This is a genomic window from Paenibacillus sp. FSL R5-0527 (genome assembly GCF_038008055.1).
Classification (GTDB): Bacteria; Bacillota; Bacilli; order Paenibacillales; family Paenibacillaceae; genus Fontibacillus; species Fontibacillus macerans.
The window spans coordinates 5,992,458-6,009,833 of sequence record NZ_JBBOYI010000001.1; the positions used below are offsets into that span (position 1 = coordinate 5,992,458).

Genomic DNA, 17,376 nt, shown 5'->3' on the forward strand with positions numbered 1-17,376 from the left:
CTCCTTAAAGTGCAAATCTTTGTTTGGCTCAAAGCCGAGATCAGTGCTTGACAAAATAAATTATGATAGCGTTCGTGTCCTGGTATCCCTGCACGCTGCTTTGCACGATTATCCCTCTTGTTCAGGGGGGAGGGGGGGCTGATCACGGCCCTTTCATTTCCCGGTGTCCTGCCCCATTCCTCCCGTTAGGTCTGCTTCACTTCTCCTAAATCTCCTTCTCCTAATCCTCCTTCTCACAAACCTGTCTAACAATCTCGAACTTAACGATCTCGAACTAACAATCTCGAACATGTCTGCTGCTCCCAAACCTTTTTTCCTCTCCTGAATTTATCTTCCTCTCTGCTTTTCGGATCAAACGGGATAATCGTGCAAAGCGTCCGGACAGCGAATGTTGATCTGATTATTAGGTTGAGCCCTTTTTTTAATAACAAATTCGGGTACAGAAAAATCGCCAGCCCAGGTCCGCAGGCGCATCCTTCGATGCGCCCACGAGTCCAAACTGACGATTAACCGGCTCTCCGCTACCGGAGTTCCGGCGGTTCCTTCAGATAATGCTCCACGTCGCGATCCAAGACCACGATCGTACCGGAAAATTCGGTCTCGGCATCGTAATCTTTGAGTACTGCGACAATATTCAATTGAAATTGCTGCTCAAGCGCCGCCTTGATTTCCCGCTTAAAGACCTGAAACAGCAAATAATCAAGCTGTCTTGTCGAAAAACGGTACTCCTCGTCCAAAAGCTTCAACACCGGGACTCGTCCATTTAAGGAGACGATCACTATTTTGTTGCCGACGAAATCCACCTTTTGCTGTTTTACACCCACGTTAAAAATCCGCTTATTGATCGCGTTGTAAATCCTCAAAATTTCCTGCTTCAGTTCGCCCGCCGAAGTAATCATCCCCACACCCCATTTCATGTAAGATAATATGTCATATTAATCGGGTGTGATCCTTAAAACGATGAATCTTATGTTTAATTATAGGCGATTCCGAGGACTTGTCAATATATTTATGTCAAAAAAAATAACATATTTTTATATATGTTATTTAACATTACATACATATAACATTATCCGCTTTATCCCGAATATTCCGACAGCTTGTCGATTTCCCGGTACAACTGCTCCGCTTCCACGACCAGCCCGGGCTGGCCCAGCCTGATCGACATCGCGAGCAGCCGGTCCGCCTTCTGCTTCAACCGCTTCATCTCCACCAAAACAGCCTCTTTGTCCGTTCCCAGAGAAGAACCATTCACACGCGATAACCCCTTTCCAAAAAAATCCCAATCATCTCATCTTCTTTCAATTTACCGCATTTTGCATTAATGGCATTTTCAAGGAGTTTTGAATTGGCTTCTTTTCTGGGAGACAACCGCCACAACCATGAGCATGAAAACGTAAGCGAACATGGGAGCGGACCGCGCCTCAGCGATTATCTGAGGAACGGCCCGCGCATGGTTCCCGGCCTCTTTCATAATCCCAAGCATGCACATGCCAAAAGCTGATTTTCCCGATCCTGATCTTTGCCAAGACAATCCCTCCTACGAGAATATAATAGAACTTTCTTTCGTGGTAGTGATCAAAGTCTCACATCCCACGCCTCACTTCAAGTAGGCTGTACGCCCTTATCCGCATGCATTAAAATAGAAGTAAATACGCCCTAAGGAGGTCTGCCATGAGCGAAAAGAAGCAGGACAAGCAGCGCACTTTCGTCAAAGAAACTCCAGGCAGCTATTGGATCGAAGAGCGATTCGAAATTATCGGAGGCGTACGTTACGATTTCCTGTCCTCGCCCAAAATAGCCCATCAGATTTTAGTGACGGAATTATATACGTCGATCAGGGAACGATCATCTCACCGCTACTCCCCTGTCTTTCATTTGATTTGAATCGGCTGTTCCGGGAAGCTTTGCGGTTTGAGGAGAAACCCTCCACCTAAAAACAACCGGAGCGGCCACTTTTATAAAGCGTTTTCACAAAAACGATATGAAGAAAATTACGTCATTATGTTTCCCATTGAAAGCAGACACGAAAGGAGCCATACAATGTTTTCCCGTAACCGCAATTCTACCGATCCCTATACTTCCGACCAACCTCAACCTCGCGCCAGTGTGTACCGATTTGCCCGGCGAAGCCTGCGGCGGACTATCCTGCTTGGCCTGTCCGCCCTGCTGCTGTTGATCAGCTGGAATACCGCCGGAACCGGGATAACCGCGGCAAGCCCGGACAAAGCCGCAGCCGCGCAAGCGGAAACGGCCCCGCCCAAATCTATCGAAAAGCGGAATCAACTGCCCAAAGGAAAAGGATTCGTCTATCTCGATGAAGTGATCCCGGATGCGGTTTACGACATCCGCTATTATACCGGGGACAACTTTATCGGCGAGCGGATCGACGGATATAACGCCCCTTTTGCCATATCAACCTTAAGGGCGGCCCGCGCTTTAAAAAAGGTCAACGACGATTTGGAGAAGCAGGGGTACCGGCTCAAGATCATCGACGCCTACCGCCCGCAAAAAGCGGTCGACCATTTCATCGCCTGGTCCAAAAAACCGCAGGACACACTGATGAAAGAGAAATTTTACCCCGACGTCGACAAGAAAAACCTGTTCAAACTCGGCTATCTCTCTTCCAAATCCGGACATTCCCGTGGCAGCACGGTCGATCTGACCATGGTGTACAAACGGACCGGGGAAGAAGTCGATATGGGCGGCCGCGTCGATTTCCTGGGGGCGGTTTCCGCGCACGGAGCCAAAGGGCTGACCAAGGAACAGCGCAAACACCGCTACATTCTGAAGACCGCGATGGTCAAGCAAGGTTTTAAACCTTACAGCAAGGAATGGTGGCATTACACGTTAAAAAACGAACCTTATCCCTCGACCTATTTCGATTTTGATGTGGAATAACAGGGTCTTAGGCGTCACCACTTCAAGCGGTAGATCGCCTTGTTCTCCAAACCGCGGATGAACGGCGTCCACTCCTCGGTTTCCGGCGTCGTATTCAACGCGTCCTCCACCATTTGCAGCTTGGCGTCCAGCGCATCGATATGGTGCAGCGCGACCGCTTCCGCCATTTGCGGCTGCACCGGGCTGCCCCATTCGCCCAGGTTGTGGTGCGAGAGCACCAAATGCTGCAGCCCCAGCACCTTCGGCGAATCGGGATCGATGCCAAGACGGATCGCCGCCTCGGTGATCCAGCTCGAGGCCATCGCGATATGCCCGACCAGCTTGCCCTGCACGCTGTATTCGGACACGATGCCGAGCTGCGCGACCATCTCCTCCGGCTTGGCGATGTCGTGCAGTATAATGCCCGCCTTCAGCAGATCGCGGTTCAGGAACGGCCGCTGCCGGCACAGAAAATCGCCGATTTCCAGCATCCGCACCATATGGTAAGCAAGCCCGCCGAAATAGGCGTGATGGTGCGTTTTCGCCGCCGGGTAATGGGACAGCTTCTCCTTCACCTTGCCGACGCAATACCGGACGATCTCGCGAATTTCGTCGTCGTCGATGTCCGCGATAACCGATTGAATCGTATAAATCAGATCGTCCGGCGAAATCGGCGCGGAGCGGATGAAATCCGTGAGCGTTACGCCATCCTCCGCTTTGGCCGGCCGGATTTGCATGATTTTGACCTGCAGCTTTTCCCGGTAGGTCTGGACAACCCCGCGTACCTTCACGAGCCCCATCGGAAAAAACGTCTCTTTGTCCGTCTGCGAAGCGTCCCAAAATTTCGCCGGCATTTCCCCGGTTGCGTCGCATAATACGATATCCAAATAATCCTTAGGCGGATTCGCGTTCGTCTGCTTCACTTCCAGCTCCTTGAGCAGATAAAAGCCTACGAATTCATCCTGGTTCTTGAGCTGCTTGATTAAAGTCACTTCCAAATTCCTCCCCCAAATGATACATCCATTATACTACGGGATCGGGTAACCGGCATGGAGCAAAAAAAAGAGCCCTCCCGTCACCCGGGAGGAACTCTCTGCCTTAATGCGTCCGGCGCAGGCAAAACGCCGCCCGGCCGCGCTCTTGCGCTTTATTGGTCCGCCGCCTCGACCACCGCCGAACATAACGCCCGCGCCATCCGCTCCAGCGAAACCTGCTTATCGACCGCGCCCAGCTCATAAGCGACCTTAGGCATGCCGTATACAACGGACGACGGCTCATCCTGCCCAAGCGTGCGGGCGCCCTTACGGCGCATGGACAGCAGCCCTTTGGCGCCGTCGTATCCCATGCCGGTCAGAATCACGCCAACTGCCCGGGAGCCGCATTCCTTGGCCGCCGATTCGAACAGCACGTCAATCGCCGGACAATGCCCGTTGATCTTATCGCCTTCGAAGCATTCGACCTTGAACCGGCCGCCCAGCTTGCGAAGGCGCATATGCCGGTCTCCGGGCGCGATCAGCACTTTTCCCGGTTCCACGATATCCCCCGATTCCGCCTCCTTGACCGTAAATTTCGTGCTGTGATTCAAGCGGTCGGCAAACATTTTGGAAAACAACGGCGGGATATGCTGTACGATCACCATGCCCGGAAACGTCGAAGGCAACTGTTTCAAAATATACGAAATGGCCTCCGTCCCCCCTGTTGATGCGCCGATGGCTATAATGCGGTCGGAGTTGAACGTCTGCTCCGGGATGTTGCCGGTTCCGGCGGGGCGGAACCCGGGCCGCGAAACATTCGTGACGGCGGCGATCTTCACCTTCTCAATCAATTCCCGGATAAACAGCTCCACGCTCCTGGGCGACCGGGGATCCGGCTTGCCGACAAAATCGACGGCCCCGGCGTTCATGGCCTCAAACACGGCGTCGCTGATCGTGCTCACCACGATGACGGGCAAAGCGTATTGCGGAAGCAGGCGGCGGATAAATTCGATCCCGTTCATCTTCGGCATTTCCACGTCGCAAATCATCACGTCCGGGCGAAGGCTGACGATTTGGTCGCGGGCGTCGAACGGATCAACCGCTTTTCCGACAATCTCGATATTCGGATCCGACGAAAGCCCCAGGGAGAGCACTTCCCGGTACATCATGGAGTCATCAACGATCAGCACGCGCAATTTCCTGGGCACTCCCATACGATCTCCTCATTTTCACAAATCTTATTCTTTACGATAAACTGCGGGCATCACGTATTTGAACGGCGTCGTTTCCCGCTGCAGCGATTCGGAATGGCCGATGAACAAATAGCCGCCCGGCTCCAAATGCCTGTAAAACTTGTCCACCAAAGCCTGCTTGGTAGGCGCATCGAAATAGATCATGACGTTCCGGCAAAAAATGACGTGAAACTTCCGCTTAAACGGAAACGCCGGCTCCATCAAATTGAATTTGCGGAAAATAACCTCTTTTTTTAATTTATCGGATACGACGCTGTGCAGTTGATCCACCCCGGTGAAATATTTCATTCGCCAGGCGGGAGGAAGAACGGCGATATCTTCATTGGCGTAAACGCCTCTCTGCGCTTTGTCCAAAATTTGCCGCGAAATATCGGTCGCCAGCACCTGCGAATCCCACAGCGGCTTGTTCCGGGCAAAATATTCATTCATCAGCATCGCCAGCGTATAGGGTTCCTCCCCCGAGGAGCACCCCGCGCTCCAAACGCGGAGGTCCTTGTCCTTCACCGTGGCTTCCAGGTAAGGGAGCACCTTGTCGCGAAAAAACTGAAAATGATCGTTTTCCCGCATAAAAAACGTGTGGTTCGTCGTGATTTTGTCCACCAGCGTCATGACCGCCTCTCCGGTTCGGTCGGAGACGATATATTCGAAATAGGCCTTAAAGCTGGTGAAGTTTTTGCTCATCAATACGTTGTTCAGCCTGCCCATCACCAGCGCCTGCTTCTCTTCCTTGAGATGAATCCCGTAATGGAGCCGGATGTAATCCGACAGCTGCCGAAACTCCTGGTTCGTAATGCGGATCATACCTCAATATTTACCGAATTCCGAGTCGCTAAGGAGAATCTTGGGCGCCGCGGAAGCGCCGGAGGGCTCGTGATTCCGCTCTTTTGGACCCATGTTTTCCAGGACGCGAAGCACTTCGGGATTCAATTCCTCAAGGCTGCCGTTGTATCCCGCAAAACCTCCGTACCCGCTGCGCTTCAGCTTAAACTGCGCAACCTGCTGCTTCAGGAGAGCCGCCTGGCTGGACAGCTCCTCGCTGGCGGCGGCGCTTTCCTCCGAGGTCGCCGAGTTGGTTTGGATGACCTGGGACACCTGCGAGATGCCTTGGTTGATTTGCGTGATCGCGGCCGCCTGCTCCGTCGAGGCCATCGCGATATCGCCAACCAGGTTGGCCACCTTTTCGATGTCGCCCACGATCGACTGCAGCGCTGCGGCCGTCTGGTCGGCGATTCTCGTGCCTTCCTGCACTTTGTCGATCGAGCCTTCGATCATATCCGTCGTTTCCTTGGCCGCGTTCGCCGAGCGGGCCGCGAGGTTGCGGACCTCCTCCGCCACGACGGCGAAGCCTTTGCCGTGCTGGCCGGCCCGGGCGGCTTCCACGGCGGCGTTAAGCGCCAAAATGTTCGTCTGGAAAGCAATTTCGTCGATGACTTTGATGATTTTCGAAATGTTGCTGGAAGCGTCGTTGATTTCGCGCATCGCCGCCAGCATGTCCTTCATCTGCTCGTTGCCCTGGAGCGCGCTGTTTTTCGAGTCGGCCGCGAGCTTGTTCGCTTCGTTCGCGTTTTGCGCGTTCAGCTTTGTCTGCGAGGATATCTCCTCCAGCGAGGCGGTTAGTTCCTCGACCGAGCTGGCTTGCTCGGTGGCCCCTTGCGACAGCGCGATGCTGGAATCGGACACCTGTTTCGAGCCGGAAGCCACCTGGTCCGCGGCCGTATTGATGCTGGTCAATATCTCGTTGTTGCGTTCGATCATTTCTTGAATTTTTTTACCCATGAGGTCGTTTTCCGATCTTACTCTCACCTGCACGGTCAGATCCCCGCTCGCCACCATCTCTACCGCCTGGGCCTGCTCGCGGATGCTGGCGATCATGCGGGCAAACGACTGCATCAATTGACCGATCTCGTCCTTGCTCTTCGTCTCCACGTTGATGTTTACATTGCCCAGCGCCATTTCCTCGGCCGCTTCGGACAGCTTGCGGATCGGCTTCGTGATGCCGAGGACGATCAGGAAAGCCAGGCCGATGGCGATCAGCGTGATGACGATAATAAGTGTAGTCAGGATGGTGATCGTGCCGGCGTAAGCTTTATCACCATCATCGCTCGCTTTTTGCGAATTCGTTTGATTGTATTTCACCAAATCGAGCAAAGCGTTTGAAGCCTGATCGAATTCCTTCTCGGAGGTTCCGCTCATGAGCTCCAGCGCTTCGGCCTCTTTATGCTGATCGACCAATCCGATGATTTGGTCGCTGATCTGCAAATAACCGGCCCACTCCTGTTTAAACACGTTATACAGCCGGGCGGCCTCTTCGTCGTTTTGGGTCCGCTCCTCGTAACCGGTCATCAGCTGCTGCAATTCCTGGACTTTATTATTTAAACGCTCTTTCATCTCTTTCAATCCCTGCGGGTCGTTCTCCGCCAAAATAATCCGCAATTCGGTGGTCCGGTAATCGGAAGTGGCCGTGTTCATGACATGGGCCGCATCCATCGCCGGGAGCCATGTATCGCTGATGACCGTGGACTGCTGATTCACTTGGTTTAACGAATTGATCGAATACACTCCGAGGCCGACCAGGGAGAGAACCAAAAGACTAAAGGACAGGATTAATCTTGCTTTGATCGTTAGCTTCATCATTTTCCATAACCCCCGTTGCGGTTTTCGTTTACAGTTGACTTAAATTTTCCGCTTCATCATGATGAAGCAGCTTGTCGCCGTCCAGCAGCAGCTTGACTTCGCCGCCGACTTTTCCGACCCCTTTGATAAAACCTTGCTGGCTGCCGCTTTTGATCTCCGGCGGAGGAACGATATCCTCTTCCGCAATCGTGACGACCTCGGCGACACTGTCGACGATCAGCCCGATCGAAATGTCCTTCATATCCACGACGATGATGCAGGTCCGGTCGTTATACTCCCGGAACGGCTTTTTGAAGCGCAGCCTCACGTCCATGACCGGAATGATTTTGCCGCGCAAATTGATGATGCCGCGGATATGCTCCGGCAACTCCGGCACCTCGGTAATCGCCTGGATGCCGATGATTTCGGTGACGAATTTGATTTCGATGCCGTAAACATCGCTCCCGATCATAAACGTGAGGAACTTTCCTTTCTGCGTGTCGTCGTCCTGCTCCAGCGGCAGGCTTGCCTCTTGATTCGCCATGTCTCCCTCTCCTTTGCTTGGTTGTCCTATGATGCCGATGCCTTGACGAGTCCCCCGACATCGAGGATCAGGCTGATGCTTCCGTCCCCGAGCATCGTGCAGCCAGCCAAGCCCCCGATGTTCCGAATTTTACGGATATACGCCGGCAAGCTCTTGACCACAACCTGCTGCTGCCCGAGCAATTCGTCGGCAAAAACGCAAAACGGCGTGCCGTCCTGCTCCACCATGATCAAAATCCCGTCTTCCATCGCGGTAATCTCGGTCTTGACCTTATACCGTTCGTAAAGGCGCAGTACGCCGTAGCACTGCCCGCGCACCATGACCATTTCGTTGCCGTCGGGATCGGTGACCACGCTGCCGGGGGCGGCGCGGAATGATTCCTTGATCGCCGTCGTCGGGATTGTGTATCTCGCTTTCCCCACCTTCACGTTCATGCCGTCGATAATCGCCAGCGTCAGCGGAATGCGGATCGTAATCGTCGTTCCTTCGCCTGCCGCGCTGTCCACCGACACATTCCCGCCGACGCTTTCGATATTGCGCATCACGACATCCATGCCGACCCCTCGCCCGCTATACTCGGTAATGACCTCTTTCGTGGAGAAGCCGGGGAGAAAGATCAAGTTGTAAATCTCGCGGTCGCTCATCTCCGACTCGTCCTTGAACAGCATTTGCCGCTCGCGGGCGCGCTGTAAAATTTTCGCTTTGTTCAGCCCCCTGCCGTCGTCGCGCACGATAATGAATACCTCGTTGCCGACGTTTTTCGCTTCAAGGGTCAACGTCGCGGATTCTTCCTTACCTGCCGCCAAGCGTTCCTCCGGCGTTTCGATGCCGTGGTCGATCGCGTTCCGCACAAGGTGCATGATCGGATCGGAGATGTGCTCGATGATGTTTTTGTCCACTTCCGTATCCTCGCCAAGCAGTTCCAGCCGGACTGACTTATCCTGTTTTCTGCACATATCCCGTACGATGCGGTTCATTTTTTGGAACGTATTAACCAGCGGCACCATGCGGATCGACATGACCTTGTCTTGGATTTCGCCGGTGATCTTCCGCAGATGCCGAGCGGCCTTCTGAAACTGTTCAAGCTCCAGTCCGGCCAATTCCGGGTTTTGCGTGACCATCGATTCGGCGATGACGAGCTCGCCGACCAGGTCCATCAACTCGTCGAGCTTGGCCAAATTCACGCTGATGAAACTGGAATGCTGCGAGGCATTAGCTCTGGCAATATCCTGCGTTTTGGCCTCCGGCGCCTGCGAAGTGCGGGCAGCCGCTCCCGGCACCTGGGAGGGTTCGGCGGCGCCCGGCTCGGAAGGGGAGGCTGGTGCAGCGTCCGTAGAAAGTGCTGCAGCGTGCGCTGCAGAATGTGCCGCCGTAGACTCTCCTGTTCGCGCTTCCGCTTCGGGTATCGGCTGAAGCGTCTCTGCCGCGGCGGCCGTCTCAGCCTCAGGCTCTGCCCGGCTTTGTTCCGGCAAATTGATCATTTCCAAATGCTTTAAGGATGGCGCCTGCGACAGGTAAGCAGCTACCGTGTCCGCGGATTCGCCGTTCCGGAACAGAATTTGGAAGCCCTGCTCTCTTATGAGCGAGGCTGTTTCGGGATTTTCGGCAATGTCCTCGGGCCAGTAGGCGAATTGCTCGGTCATTTCCTGCAGGCTGTGAACGACTTGATATGCCCGAACATTCTCCATGTTGTAATCGTCATCAAAATAAAGAACGGCTTTTAAATGAGCCCCGGAAGCGGAATCCTCACCGTCCTGACGTTTGCCGGTCTCGGGGCCTCGAAGAGGGGAAACAGCCGGCCCGGGATGCTGTGCGGCTTTTAGTTCTTCCAAATATCCGGTAATGCTGCTTTTCAGCGAAGATGCGTCCCCGTCAGGAGAATCGCCCTGCCTGATCTTATACAGCTCAAGCTTAATGAAATCGCCGCCCTGCAGCACCAGCTCGGACAACGCCGTGCAATCGGCCAAGCGGGGCTGATGTTCGCGGATAAACGCAAACAGATCTTCCATGATGTGCGACAAAGCCGCGATGTTATCGAAATTCATCATCGTGGAGGAGCCTTTGATCGTGTGCATAATGCGGAAAATGTCGTGGATGGCGGCGGACGGAAAAGCGTTAAGCTCTTCGCATTCCAGGATGATCTGTTCCAACTGCTCGAGCAGCTGCGAATTTTCGTGAAGATAGACCTCTAATAACGGATCGCTATTTTCTCGTTCTGCCATAAACTATCTCCCCGTTTTACATAATTCGACATTATTGATGCTTTTTCGACAAATTTCAGACATAAAAAAACTCCTTCTTCATGAACCTTCTAGCGAAGAAAGAGAACCCGAAGAAAGAGAGGACGCCTATCCAACTATAGAAACCCGGCTGCCGTAGCTGTTGCTGGTACTTTAGGCCCGTGGCTTTGCGTCCTTGTCTTTCGGCAAGTTTGCCCTTCTAGTCTTTGCTATTTTTTAGTTGGTTTCATACTAACACGCCTGAGCAGGCTGTGTAAATACTAAAAACGGCCGGTCTGAGCCGTGAGAAAGCCCGATTGACCGGCGAAATATGCAGCCGTTTTTCCAGCCGGAATCACGGCCAGGCCTTAGGTAATCCGACGCAGTTCCGGGCAGTTTTAAGGAACTTCAGGGACAGCTTCAGGAGCTTCAGGACGGATTCAGGACGGATTCAGGGCGGATTCAGGGCGGATCAGCGAAGCCACAAACAGCCCCGGCGAAACCTCATTGGATATATCCAATTAAAATGGAAATTCAATCGTAAATATGGAGGCTTGATTGGATACTTTCCAATAGATGAGACTCGGCAAGGTGCAAAATGGGCGATTTAAGCGAAGTTTATTGGATACTTCCAATGTGAGTTCAAAATTGTGTTTGATTTCCGTCAATCTATTGGATTTTTCCAATGGATACGGCCCATCGCTGCATACGCAGCCCATGCCGTCAGTCCCACTACGAATAAGGCACAGACAGGAATAAATCCCCGCCCGGCTGGCACGGCAAAAAGCCGCCGAATAAACTCGGCGGCCCTGCTACGATCTTATCGGCCCTACACTCTAATGCGCGTTTCCGATGGCAATCCACATGACGAAGCCGTAGTGGACATGGCTTTCCTTCAGCCTGGAAATCGTAATGACGGCCGATTCCTGAGTTTGTTCGCTTAGCGTGGCGTAAAAAGCCGAATGGTTCGTCATTGCAACGATAACAAAGTTAGGATTAGCAAACGGCTCTTCAAATTCAACCTTCACTTGCGTTTCGGCCTCATCGCGCTGCAACAAAAACGCCGACATTCCAAACAGCTGTTTGGCCGGCTGGTCCAGCAGCGTCTGGACCGGAGTAAAGGCAAGGTGCTCCGCGCCGACCGCGCCGGTTTTCAGGTGGCGCGAGGCAATCGCTTCATCGGCAAGCTGTGCGCTGCCGACCGCCGCGTTTGCAATATGCCCGCTTTGCACCGCTCCCTGCTGCAGATGCTCGCCGCCGACCGACTCCTCGGCCAGAATGTCGGCATCCACAACACCGGCCTGAAGGTGTACCCGATCTATCGACAATGGCTGAATGTCCTCGCCACCGATCCCTTTTTCCGGCAGCAGCCCGTTTCGCTGCAGTTCAGCCGACAGATGCCAGACATCGATCGACTCGGGGCCGATGTGACGCGATGCGATTGCCGCTTCCTCGATATGCCGGCCTTCCACGCTCTCCTTCGCCAGATGCAGTGCCCGCACGGACTCAGGAGCCAAATGAGCGCTCTGCACCGACTCTGCGGCGAGATGCCCGCTTTGCACCGCTCCCCGCCGCAGATGCTCGCCGCCGACCGACTCCTCGGCCAGCACCTCGCCGTCTACGGCTTCAGCCTGCAGATGCGCCCGGCCTATCGACAGCGGATGAATATCCTCACCGTCGATCCCTTCTTCCGGAAGCAGCCCGTTTCGCTGCAGTTCGGCCGACAGATGCCAGACATCGATCGACTCGGGGCCGATGTGGCGGGATGCGATCGCCGCTTCCTCGATATGCCGGCCTTCCACGCTCTCCTTCGCCAGATGCAGCGCCCGCACGGACTCAGGGGCCAAATGAGCGCCCTGCACCGACTCTGCGGCTAGGTGACGCGATGCGATTGCCGCTTCGCCAATATGCCGTCCCTCTATGCTCCCCTGTGCCAGATGCTGCGGCCCTACGGCTTCAGCGGCCAGATGAGCGCTCTGCACCGACTCTGCGGCGAGATGCCCGCTTTGCACCGCTCCCCGCTGCAGATGCTCACCGCCAACCGCTCCCTCGGCCAGCACTTCGCCGTCCACGGCTTCGGACTGCAGATGCGCCCGGCCTATCGACAGCGGATGAATATCCTCTTCTCCGATACCGTCTGCCGGCAGCAGACCGTTTCGCTGCAGTTCGGCCGACAAATGCCGGACATCGATCGACTCGGCGGCAATGTGGCGGGAAGTGATCGCCGCTTCGCCAATATGCCGCCCCTCTACGCTCCCCTTCGCCAGATGCTGCGGCCCTACGGCTTCAGCGGCCAGATGAGCGCCCTGCACCGACTCCGCGGCGAGATGCCCGCTTTGCACCGCTCCCCGCCGCAGATGCTCGCCGCCAACCGCTCCCTCGGCCAGCACCTCGCCGTCCACGGCTTCAGACTGCAGATGCGCCCGGCCTATTGACAGCGGGTGAATATCCTCACCGTCGATCCCTTCTGCCGGCAGCAGCCCGCTTCGCTGCAGTTCGGCCGACAGGTGCGCACTCCCGATCGCTTCGCGCGCAATGTGGCGCGATGCGATCGCCGCTTCCCCAATATGCCGCCCCTCTATGCTAGCCTCCGCCAAATGCTGCGGCCCTACGGCTTCAGGAGCCAGATGAGCGCCCTGCACCGACTCCGCGGCTATGTGACGCGATGCGATCGCCGCTTTCCCAATATGCCGCCCCTCTACGCTCCCCTTCGCCAGATGCTGCGGCCCTACGGCTTCAGCGGCCAGATGAGCGCCCTGCACCGACTCTGCGGCGAGATGCCCGCTTTGCACCGCTCCCCGCCGCAGATGCTCGCCGCCAACCGCTCCCTCGGCCAGCACCTCGCCGTCCACGGCTTCAGACTGCAGATGCGCCCGGCCTATCGACAGCGGGTGAATATCCTCACCGTCGATCCCTTCTGCCGGCAGCAGCCCGCTTCGCTGCAGTTCGGCCGACAGGTGCGCACTCCCGATCGCTTCGCGCGCAATGTGGCGCGATGCGATCGCCGCTTCCCCAATATGCCGCCCCTCTATGCTAGCCTCCGCCAAATGCTGCGGCCCTACGGCTTCAGGAGCCAGATGAGCGCCCTGCACCGATTTCGCGGCAATGTGGCGGGATGCGATCGCTGCATCCTCGATGTGCCGTCCCTCTATGCTCTCCTTCGCCAGATGCAGCGATCTTACGATCTCGGGAGCCAAATGGGCGCTCTGCACCGACTCCGCGGCGAGATTCCTGCTTTGCACCGCGCTCCGCTGCAGATGCTCGGCACCGACCGACTCCGCGGCCAGCACGTCGGCATCCACGGCTCTGGACTGAAGATGTGCCCGGCTTATCGACAAGGGATGAATATCCTCCCCGCCGATCCCGTCTGCCGGCAGCAGCCCGCTTCGCAGCAGTTCGGCCGACAGGTGAAAGCCTTCGACCGCTTCGGGTGCGAGATGCCCCGATGCGATCGCCGCTTTGCCGATATGCCGCCCCTCTACGCTGGCCTCCGCCAGATGCTGCGCACGTACGGTCCCGGAGGCCAAATGATCGCTTTGTACGGCCTCGGCGGCGAGATGTCCGCTTTGCACCGCGCCCCGCCGCAGATGCTCGCCGCCGACGGACTCTTCCGCCAGCACGTCGCCGTCCACGGCTCCGGACTGCAGATGCACCCGGGATATCGATAACGGATGAATATCCTTTCCATCGATCCCGTCTGCCGGCAGCAGCCCGCTTCGCAGCAGTTCGGCCGACAGGTGCTCACTCTCGATCGCTTCGGGCGCGAGGTGGCGCGATGCGATCGCCGCTTCTTCGATATGCCGCCCCTCTACGCTGGCTTCCGCCAAATGCAGCGAACGTATGGCCTCAGGGGCCAGATGCGCGCTTCGCACGGCCTCGGCGGCGATATGCCCGCTTTGCACGACGCCCCGCTGTAAATGCTCGCCGCCAACCGACTCCCCGGCCAGCACATCGGCATCCACGGCTCCGGACTGCAGATGCGCCCGGCCTATCGATGAGAGTTTTACATCCTTCCCATCGATTCCGTCTTCCGGCAGCAGCCCGCTTTGCTGCAATTCGGCCGACAAATGCCAGAAGTCGATTGCTTCGGCCGCAATATGGCGGGATACGATCGCCCCTTCACCGATGTGCCGGCCTTCTACGCTCTCCTCCGCCAGATGCTCCGCTTGCACGGCCTCTTGCGCCAGGTGGTCGCTCTGAACGGCCTCACTGGCGATGTGGCCGCTTTGCACCGCCCCTTTTTGCAGATGCTCCGAACCGACCGCTTCCCCGGCCAGCACATCGGCATCCACGGCCCCGGACTGCAGATGCGACCGCTCGATCGACAGCGGCTGGATATCCTCCCCGTCGACACCGTCTTCCGGCAACAGTCCGCTTTGCTGCAGTTCGGGCGACAGATGCCAGAAGTCGATCGTTTCGGGCGCGAGATGGCGCGATGCGACCACCGCCTCGCCGATATGCCGGCCCTCGACGCTTTCCTCCGCCAGATGCCGCGCCTGGACCGCTTCGGCGGCCAATTTTCCGGCCGAAACGGCGCCATCCTGCAGCACCCGCGGCGAAACGGCTCCGGAAGCAAGATGATTCTCGTCAACGGCATGCGTTTGCAGATGCGCCGAAGAGACAGCGTTATCCGCCAGATGCAAGGGCAAAACCGCACCCGGGGCCAGACACTCCGACTGCACGGCGCCCGGAGCCAGATGCCGGGGCTGGATGGCCTGCGGGGCGATTTTTGCGGCCGTCACGTTGCCGTCGGCCATTTTGGCGGTGGTTACCGCCAGATCGCCCAGTTTGTCGGTCGTAACGCTTTCCGGCGACAGCTTCAGGGACGTGACCGCATGATCCTGCAAATGCGGAGAAAAGATCGATCCGGCCCCCAAATGCTCCTCCCGGATAGCCCCGTTTTGCAGCAGGCTGCCGTCAATGCTCTGTTTGGCCAGATGAATGTTTTGAATCGCCCCCGGGGCCAGATGCTCCGACGATACCTGGCGAGGGCCGATCGCGTATCCCGTCACCGCGCCCGGAGCCAGGCTGCGGCTGGTCACGCTGTCCTCCGTGAGCTTGTCGGCGGTGACGCTGCCGGGCTGAAGGTGGGCCGCCGTAACCGCCCCCTCCGCCAGGTGATGTCCGGCAATCTCGCCGACAGCCAGCTTTTCTCCCGTGACGGCCCCATCCGCCAGATGCCATTCCTGGATAGATTCCGGCAACACATGCTCCCCTTGGACCGAGGCAGGCGCCAAATGCATTCCTGTGACGGAAGATGGCGCCAGCTGCGGCGAATGGACCGCGGATTTGGCCAGATGGCGGGTCTGCACAGCCTCGTCGGCGATTTTCCCCGGCAAAATGCTTTGATCGGCGATTTTGGACGAAGTGACGGCCTGTTCGACGATTTGCGCGGTGCCGATGGATTGATCGGACAATTTCGTGGACAGGATCGATTTGTCGGCCAAATGCCGGCCTTTAACCGAACCGTCCGCCAGTTGCTCCGCTCCGACGCTGCCGGGCTGCAAATGGGCAGTGCCGACGCTTCCCGAGCGAATATGGCGGGATTCGACCGCCTGGTCGCAGATATGGCCGGTGCCGACGCTTCCCTCCCGCAGCTGCTTGGTACCGACGCTGGCGGGAGCCAGCATCTCGCCGCCGATCAGTCCGGGAGCGAGGTGGCTGGCGGTTATGGTGTTTTTCGCCAGATGCCGGCTTTCCACCGCGCCTTCCCGCAGCTTGGCGCTCGTCACAGCGCCGTCGCGCAGCTTGGACGTCGTAACCGATTCATCGCCCAGTTTGGAGGTATCCACGGCTCCGTTCGCCAGGTTGACCGATTCGATCGCCCCGCTGCGGATTTTTTCGCTTGTCACCGCTTGATTCTGAATCAAATTGGTCGTGACGATCCATTCGCTTAAATGCCGGCTTTCGATGGAACCGTCCGCCAGCTTCTCCCCGGCGATGACCCGGTCGGCCAATTTATCCGAGGTGATGCTGCCGTCCGCCAGCTTTTCCCCGCCGACGGAGCGATCCTTGATCGCTCTGCCCTCGATCGCGCTGTCCACCAGATGGCTGCCGGTTACGGACAAAGGGGCAAGCTTGCTCGAAGTGACGGCTCCGTCGGCCAATTTGATGGTGTCCACTGCATAATCGGCGATCCAGGCGGTACCGATGCTGCCGCGCATAATCCGCGAAGCGTCGATCGTATGGGGCGCGATTTTTTCCCCGGTTACCGCCGCATCCATAATATCATCCGTATAAATAATTCCCAGTTCCTGTTTCAGGACGTTTTTATCTACCGGTTTGTCTTGTACCTGCGGCACACGCTCGCCGGTAGGGTATTCCGGCGCTTCCTGCCAAGGCGGAGGAAATGTCATCGCTTCCTTCCCGGGCTGAGGAGCTGCTACCGCCTCCTTCTTGGGCAGAGGGGCCGCGATCGCCTCCTTCCCGGGCGGAAGGTCTTCTACCGCCTCCTTTTCGGGTGAAGGGAGTTCCAGTTCTTCCTCTTCGGGGGCGGACAATAGCGAAGAGGCGCTCTGATGAATTTTTATTTCCTTTAGCTCCTCCGGCCGTGCCGCTCTCCTTTCTTCCAACAACATTAACTCGTTCATATCCGGATTATCCACATAGTAGAGTGAGGATTTTCTCGCCCTGCCGGATTTTGTGCCTTTGCCTTTTCTCAAGGACCGCTCGCTCCTTTACCAAAAAGATGATCGTCTCTTCTGGTATCATATGCGGACGTTTAGGCACTCGTCACAGACGACTTCCCCCGTATCTGCCGAAGATCCGGCAAAAAAGAGAAAAAATTATTGGGTCGTCCTGCTCGTATATTTGCGAATCCGCCTCTTGAACATGGAACAACGAACGCACAACATGAAACGCGCAATGCGTCCGGCAATCCGTAGACATCCGCG

General features: G+C 56.5%; 11 protein-coding genes and 1 riboswitch. Of the genes, 2 read left to right on the forward strand and 9 right to left on the reverse strand.

Features of this window, described 5'->3' with window-relative positions:
* Window positions 1-521 precede the first annotated feature (521 nt).
* Both NYE69_RS26625 and NYE69_RS26630 read right to left on the reverse strand, forming a co-directional pair.
* A complete protein-coding gene (locus NYE69_RS26625; protein ID WP_155621113.1) occupies window positions 522-899 on the reverse strand; it encodes a Na-translocating system protein MpsC family protein in 378 nt (125 codons plus the stop codon).
* Between the two features lie 179 nt (window positions 900-1,078).
* Window positions 1,079-1,255 (reverse strand): hypothetical protein, encoded by a 177-nt coding sequence (locus tag NYE69_RS26630; RefSeq protein ID WP_155621114.1) that lies wholly within the window; start codon window positions 1,253-1,255, stop codon window positions 1,079-1,081.
* A 419-nt stretch (window positions 1,256-1,674) separates the two neighbouring features.
* On the opposite strand from NYE69_RS26630, the gene NYE69_RS26635 reads away from it, so the two are divergent.
* Both NYE69_RS26635 and NYE69_RS26640 read left to right on the forward strand, forming a co-directional pair.
* Window positions 1,675-1,887 carry a hypothetical protein gene (locus NYE69_RS26635; protein WP_340928786.1) on the forward strand — a complete coding sequence of 71 codons (213 nt, stop codon included), beginning with the start codon at window positions 1,675-1,677 and terminating at the stop codon, window positions 1,885-1,887.
* A gap of 156 nt (window positions 1,888-2,043) precedes the next feature.
* Window positions 2,044-2,901 carry a M15 family metallopeptidase gene (locus NYE69_RS26640; protein ID WP_316561250.1) on the forward strand — a complete coding sequence of 286 codons (858 nt, stop codon included), beginning with the start codon at window positions 2,044-2,046 and terminating at the stop codon, window positions 2,899-2,901.
* Between the two features lie 14 nt (window positions 2,902-2,915).
* Here the strand turns inward: NYE69_RS26640 and NYE69_RS26645 are convergent, their stop codons facing one another.
* The 7 genes from NYE69_RS26645 to NYE69_RS26675 form a co-directional block, all read right to left on the reverse strand.
* Window positions 2,916-3,872, reverse strand: a complete 957-nt coding sequence (locus NYE69_RS26645) for a 3'-5' exoribonuclease YhaM family protein (RefSeq protein ID WP_036620750.1) — start codon at window positions 3,870-3,872, stop codon at window positions 2,916-2,918.
* Window positions 3,873-4,027: 155 nt separating this feature from the next.
* Window positions 4,028-5,062 carry a protein-glutamate methylesterase/protein-glutamine glutaminase gene (locus tag NYE69_RS26650; RefSeq protein ID WP_326043840.1) on the reverse strand — a complete coding sequence of 345 codons (1,035 nt, stop codon included), beginning with the start codon at window positions 5,060-5,062 and terminating at the stop codon, window positions 4,028-4,030.
* A 30-nt stretch (window positions 5,063-5,092) separates the two neighbouring features.
* Window positions 5,093-5,908: a CheR family methyltransferase gene (locus NYE69_RS26655; protein WP_328272282.1), complete on the reverse strand. Its 816-nt coding sequence runs from the start codon at window positions 5,906-5,908 to the stop codon at window positions 5,093-5,095.
* 3 nt (window positions 5,909-5,911) lie between these two features.
* A complete protein-coding gene (locus tag NYE69_RS26660; protein ID WP_340928794.1) occupies window positions 5,912-7,741 on the reverse strand; it encodes a methyl-accepting chemotaxis protein in 1,830 nt (609 codons plus the stop codon).
* 28 nt (window positions 7,742-7,769) lie between these two features.
* On the reverse strand, window positions 7,770-8,264 hold the full coding sequence (locus tag NYE69_RS26665) for a chemotaxis protein CheW (protein ID WP_051985326.1): 495 nt from the start codon (window positions 8,262-8,264) through the stop codon (window positions 7,770-7,772).
* A 26-nt stretch (window positions 8,265-8,290) separates the two neighbouring features.
* A complete protein-coding gene (locus NYE69_RS26670; RefSeq protein ID WP_316561254.1) occupies window positions 8,291-10,486 on the reverse strand; it encodes a chemotaxis protein CheA in 2,196 nt (731 codons plus the stop codon).
* Window positions 10,487-10,621: 135 nt separating this feature from the next.
* A riboswitch (cyclic di-GMP riboswitch) is annotated at window positions 10,622-10,710 on the reverse strand.
* 609 nt (window positions 10,711-11,319) lie between these two features.
* Window positions 11,320-17,145 carry a WIAG-tail domain gene (locus NYE69_RS26675; protein ID WP_340928796.1) on the reverse strand — a complete coding sequence of 1,942 codons (5,826 nt, stop codon included), beginning with the start codon at window positions 17,143-17,145 and terminating at the stop codon, window positions 11,320-11,322.
* Window positions 17,146-17,376: the final 231 nt, after the last annotated feature.

Excerpts from the sequence above, each read along its gene's own strand:
- NYE69_RS26625 (WP_155621113.1), bottom strand. The coding sequence starts at position 899 with ATGATTACTTCGGCGGGCGAACTGAAGCAGGAAATTTTGAGGATTTAC.
- NYE69_RS26635 (WP_340928786.1), top strand. The coding sequence starts at position 1,675 with ATGAGCGAAAAGAAGCAGGACAAGCAGCGCACTTTCGTCAAAGAAACT.
- NYE69_RS26640 (WP_316561250.1), top strand. The coding sequence starts at position 2,044 with ATGTTTTCCCGTAACCGCAATTCTACCGATCCCTATACTTCCGACCAA.
- NYE69_RS26655 (WP_328272282.1), bottom strand. The coding sequence starts at position 5,908 with ATGATCCGCATTACGAACCAGGAGTTTCGGCAGCTGTCGGATTACATC.
- NYE69_RS26660 (WP_340928794.1), bottom strand. The coding sequence starts at position 7,741 with ATGATGAAGCTAACGATCAAAGCAAGATTAATCCTGTCCTTTAGTCTT.
- NYE69_RS26665 (WP_051985326.1), bottom strand. The coding sequence starts at position 8,264 with ATGGCGAATCAAGAGGCAAGCCTGCCGCTGGAGCAGGACGACGACACG.
- NYE69_RS26670 (WP_316561254.1), bottom strand. The coding sequence starts at position 10,486 with ATGGCAGAACGAGAAAATAGCGATCCGTTATTAGAGGTCTATCTTCAC.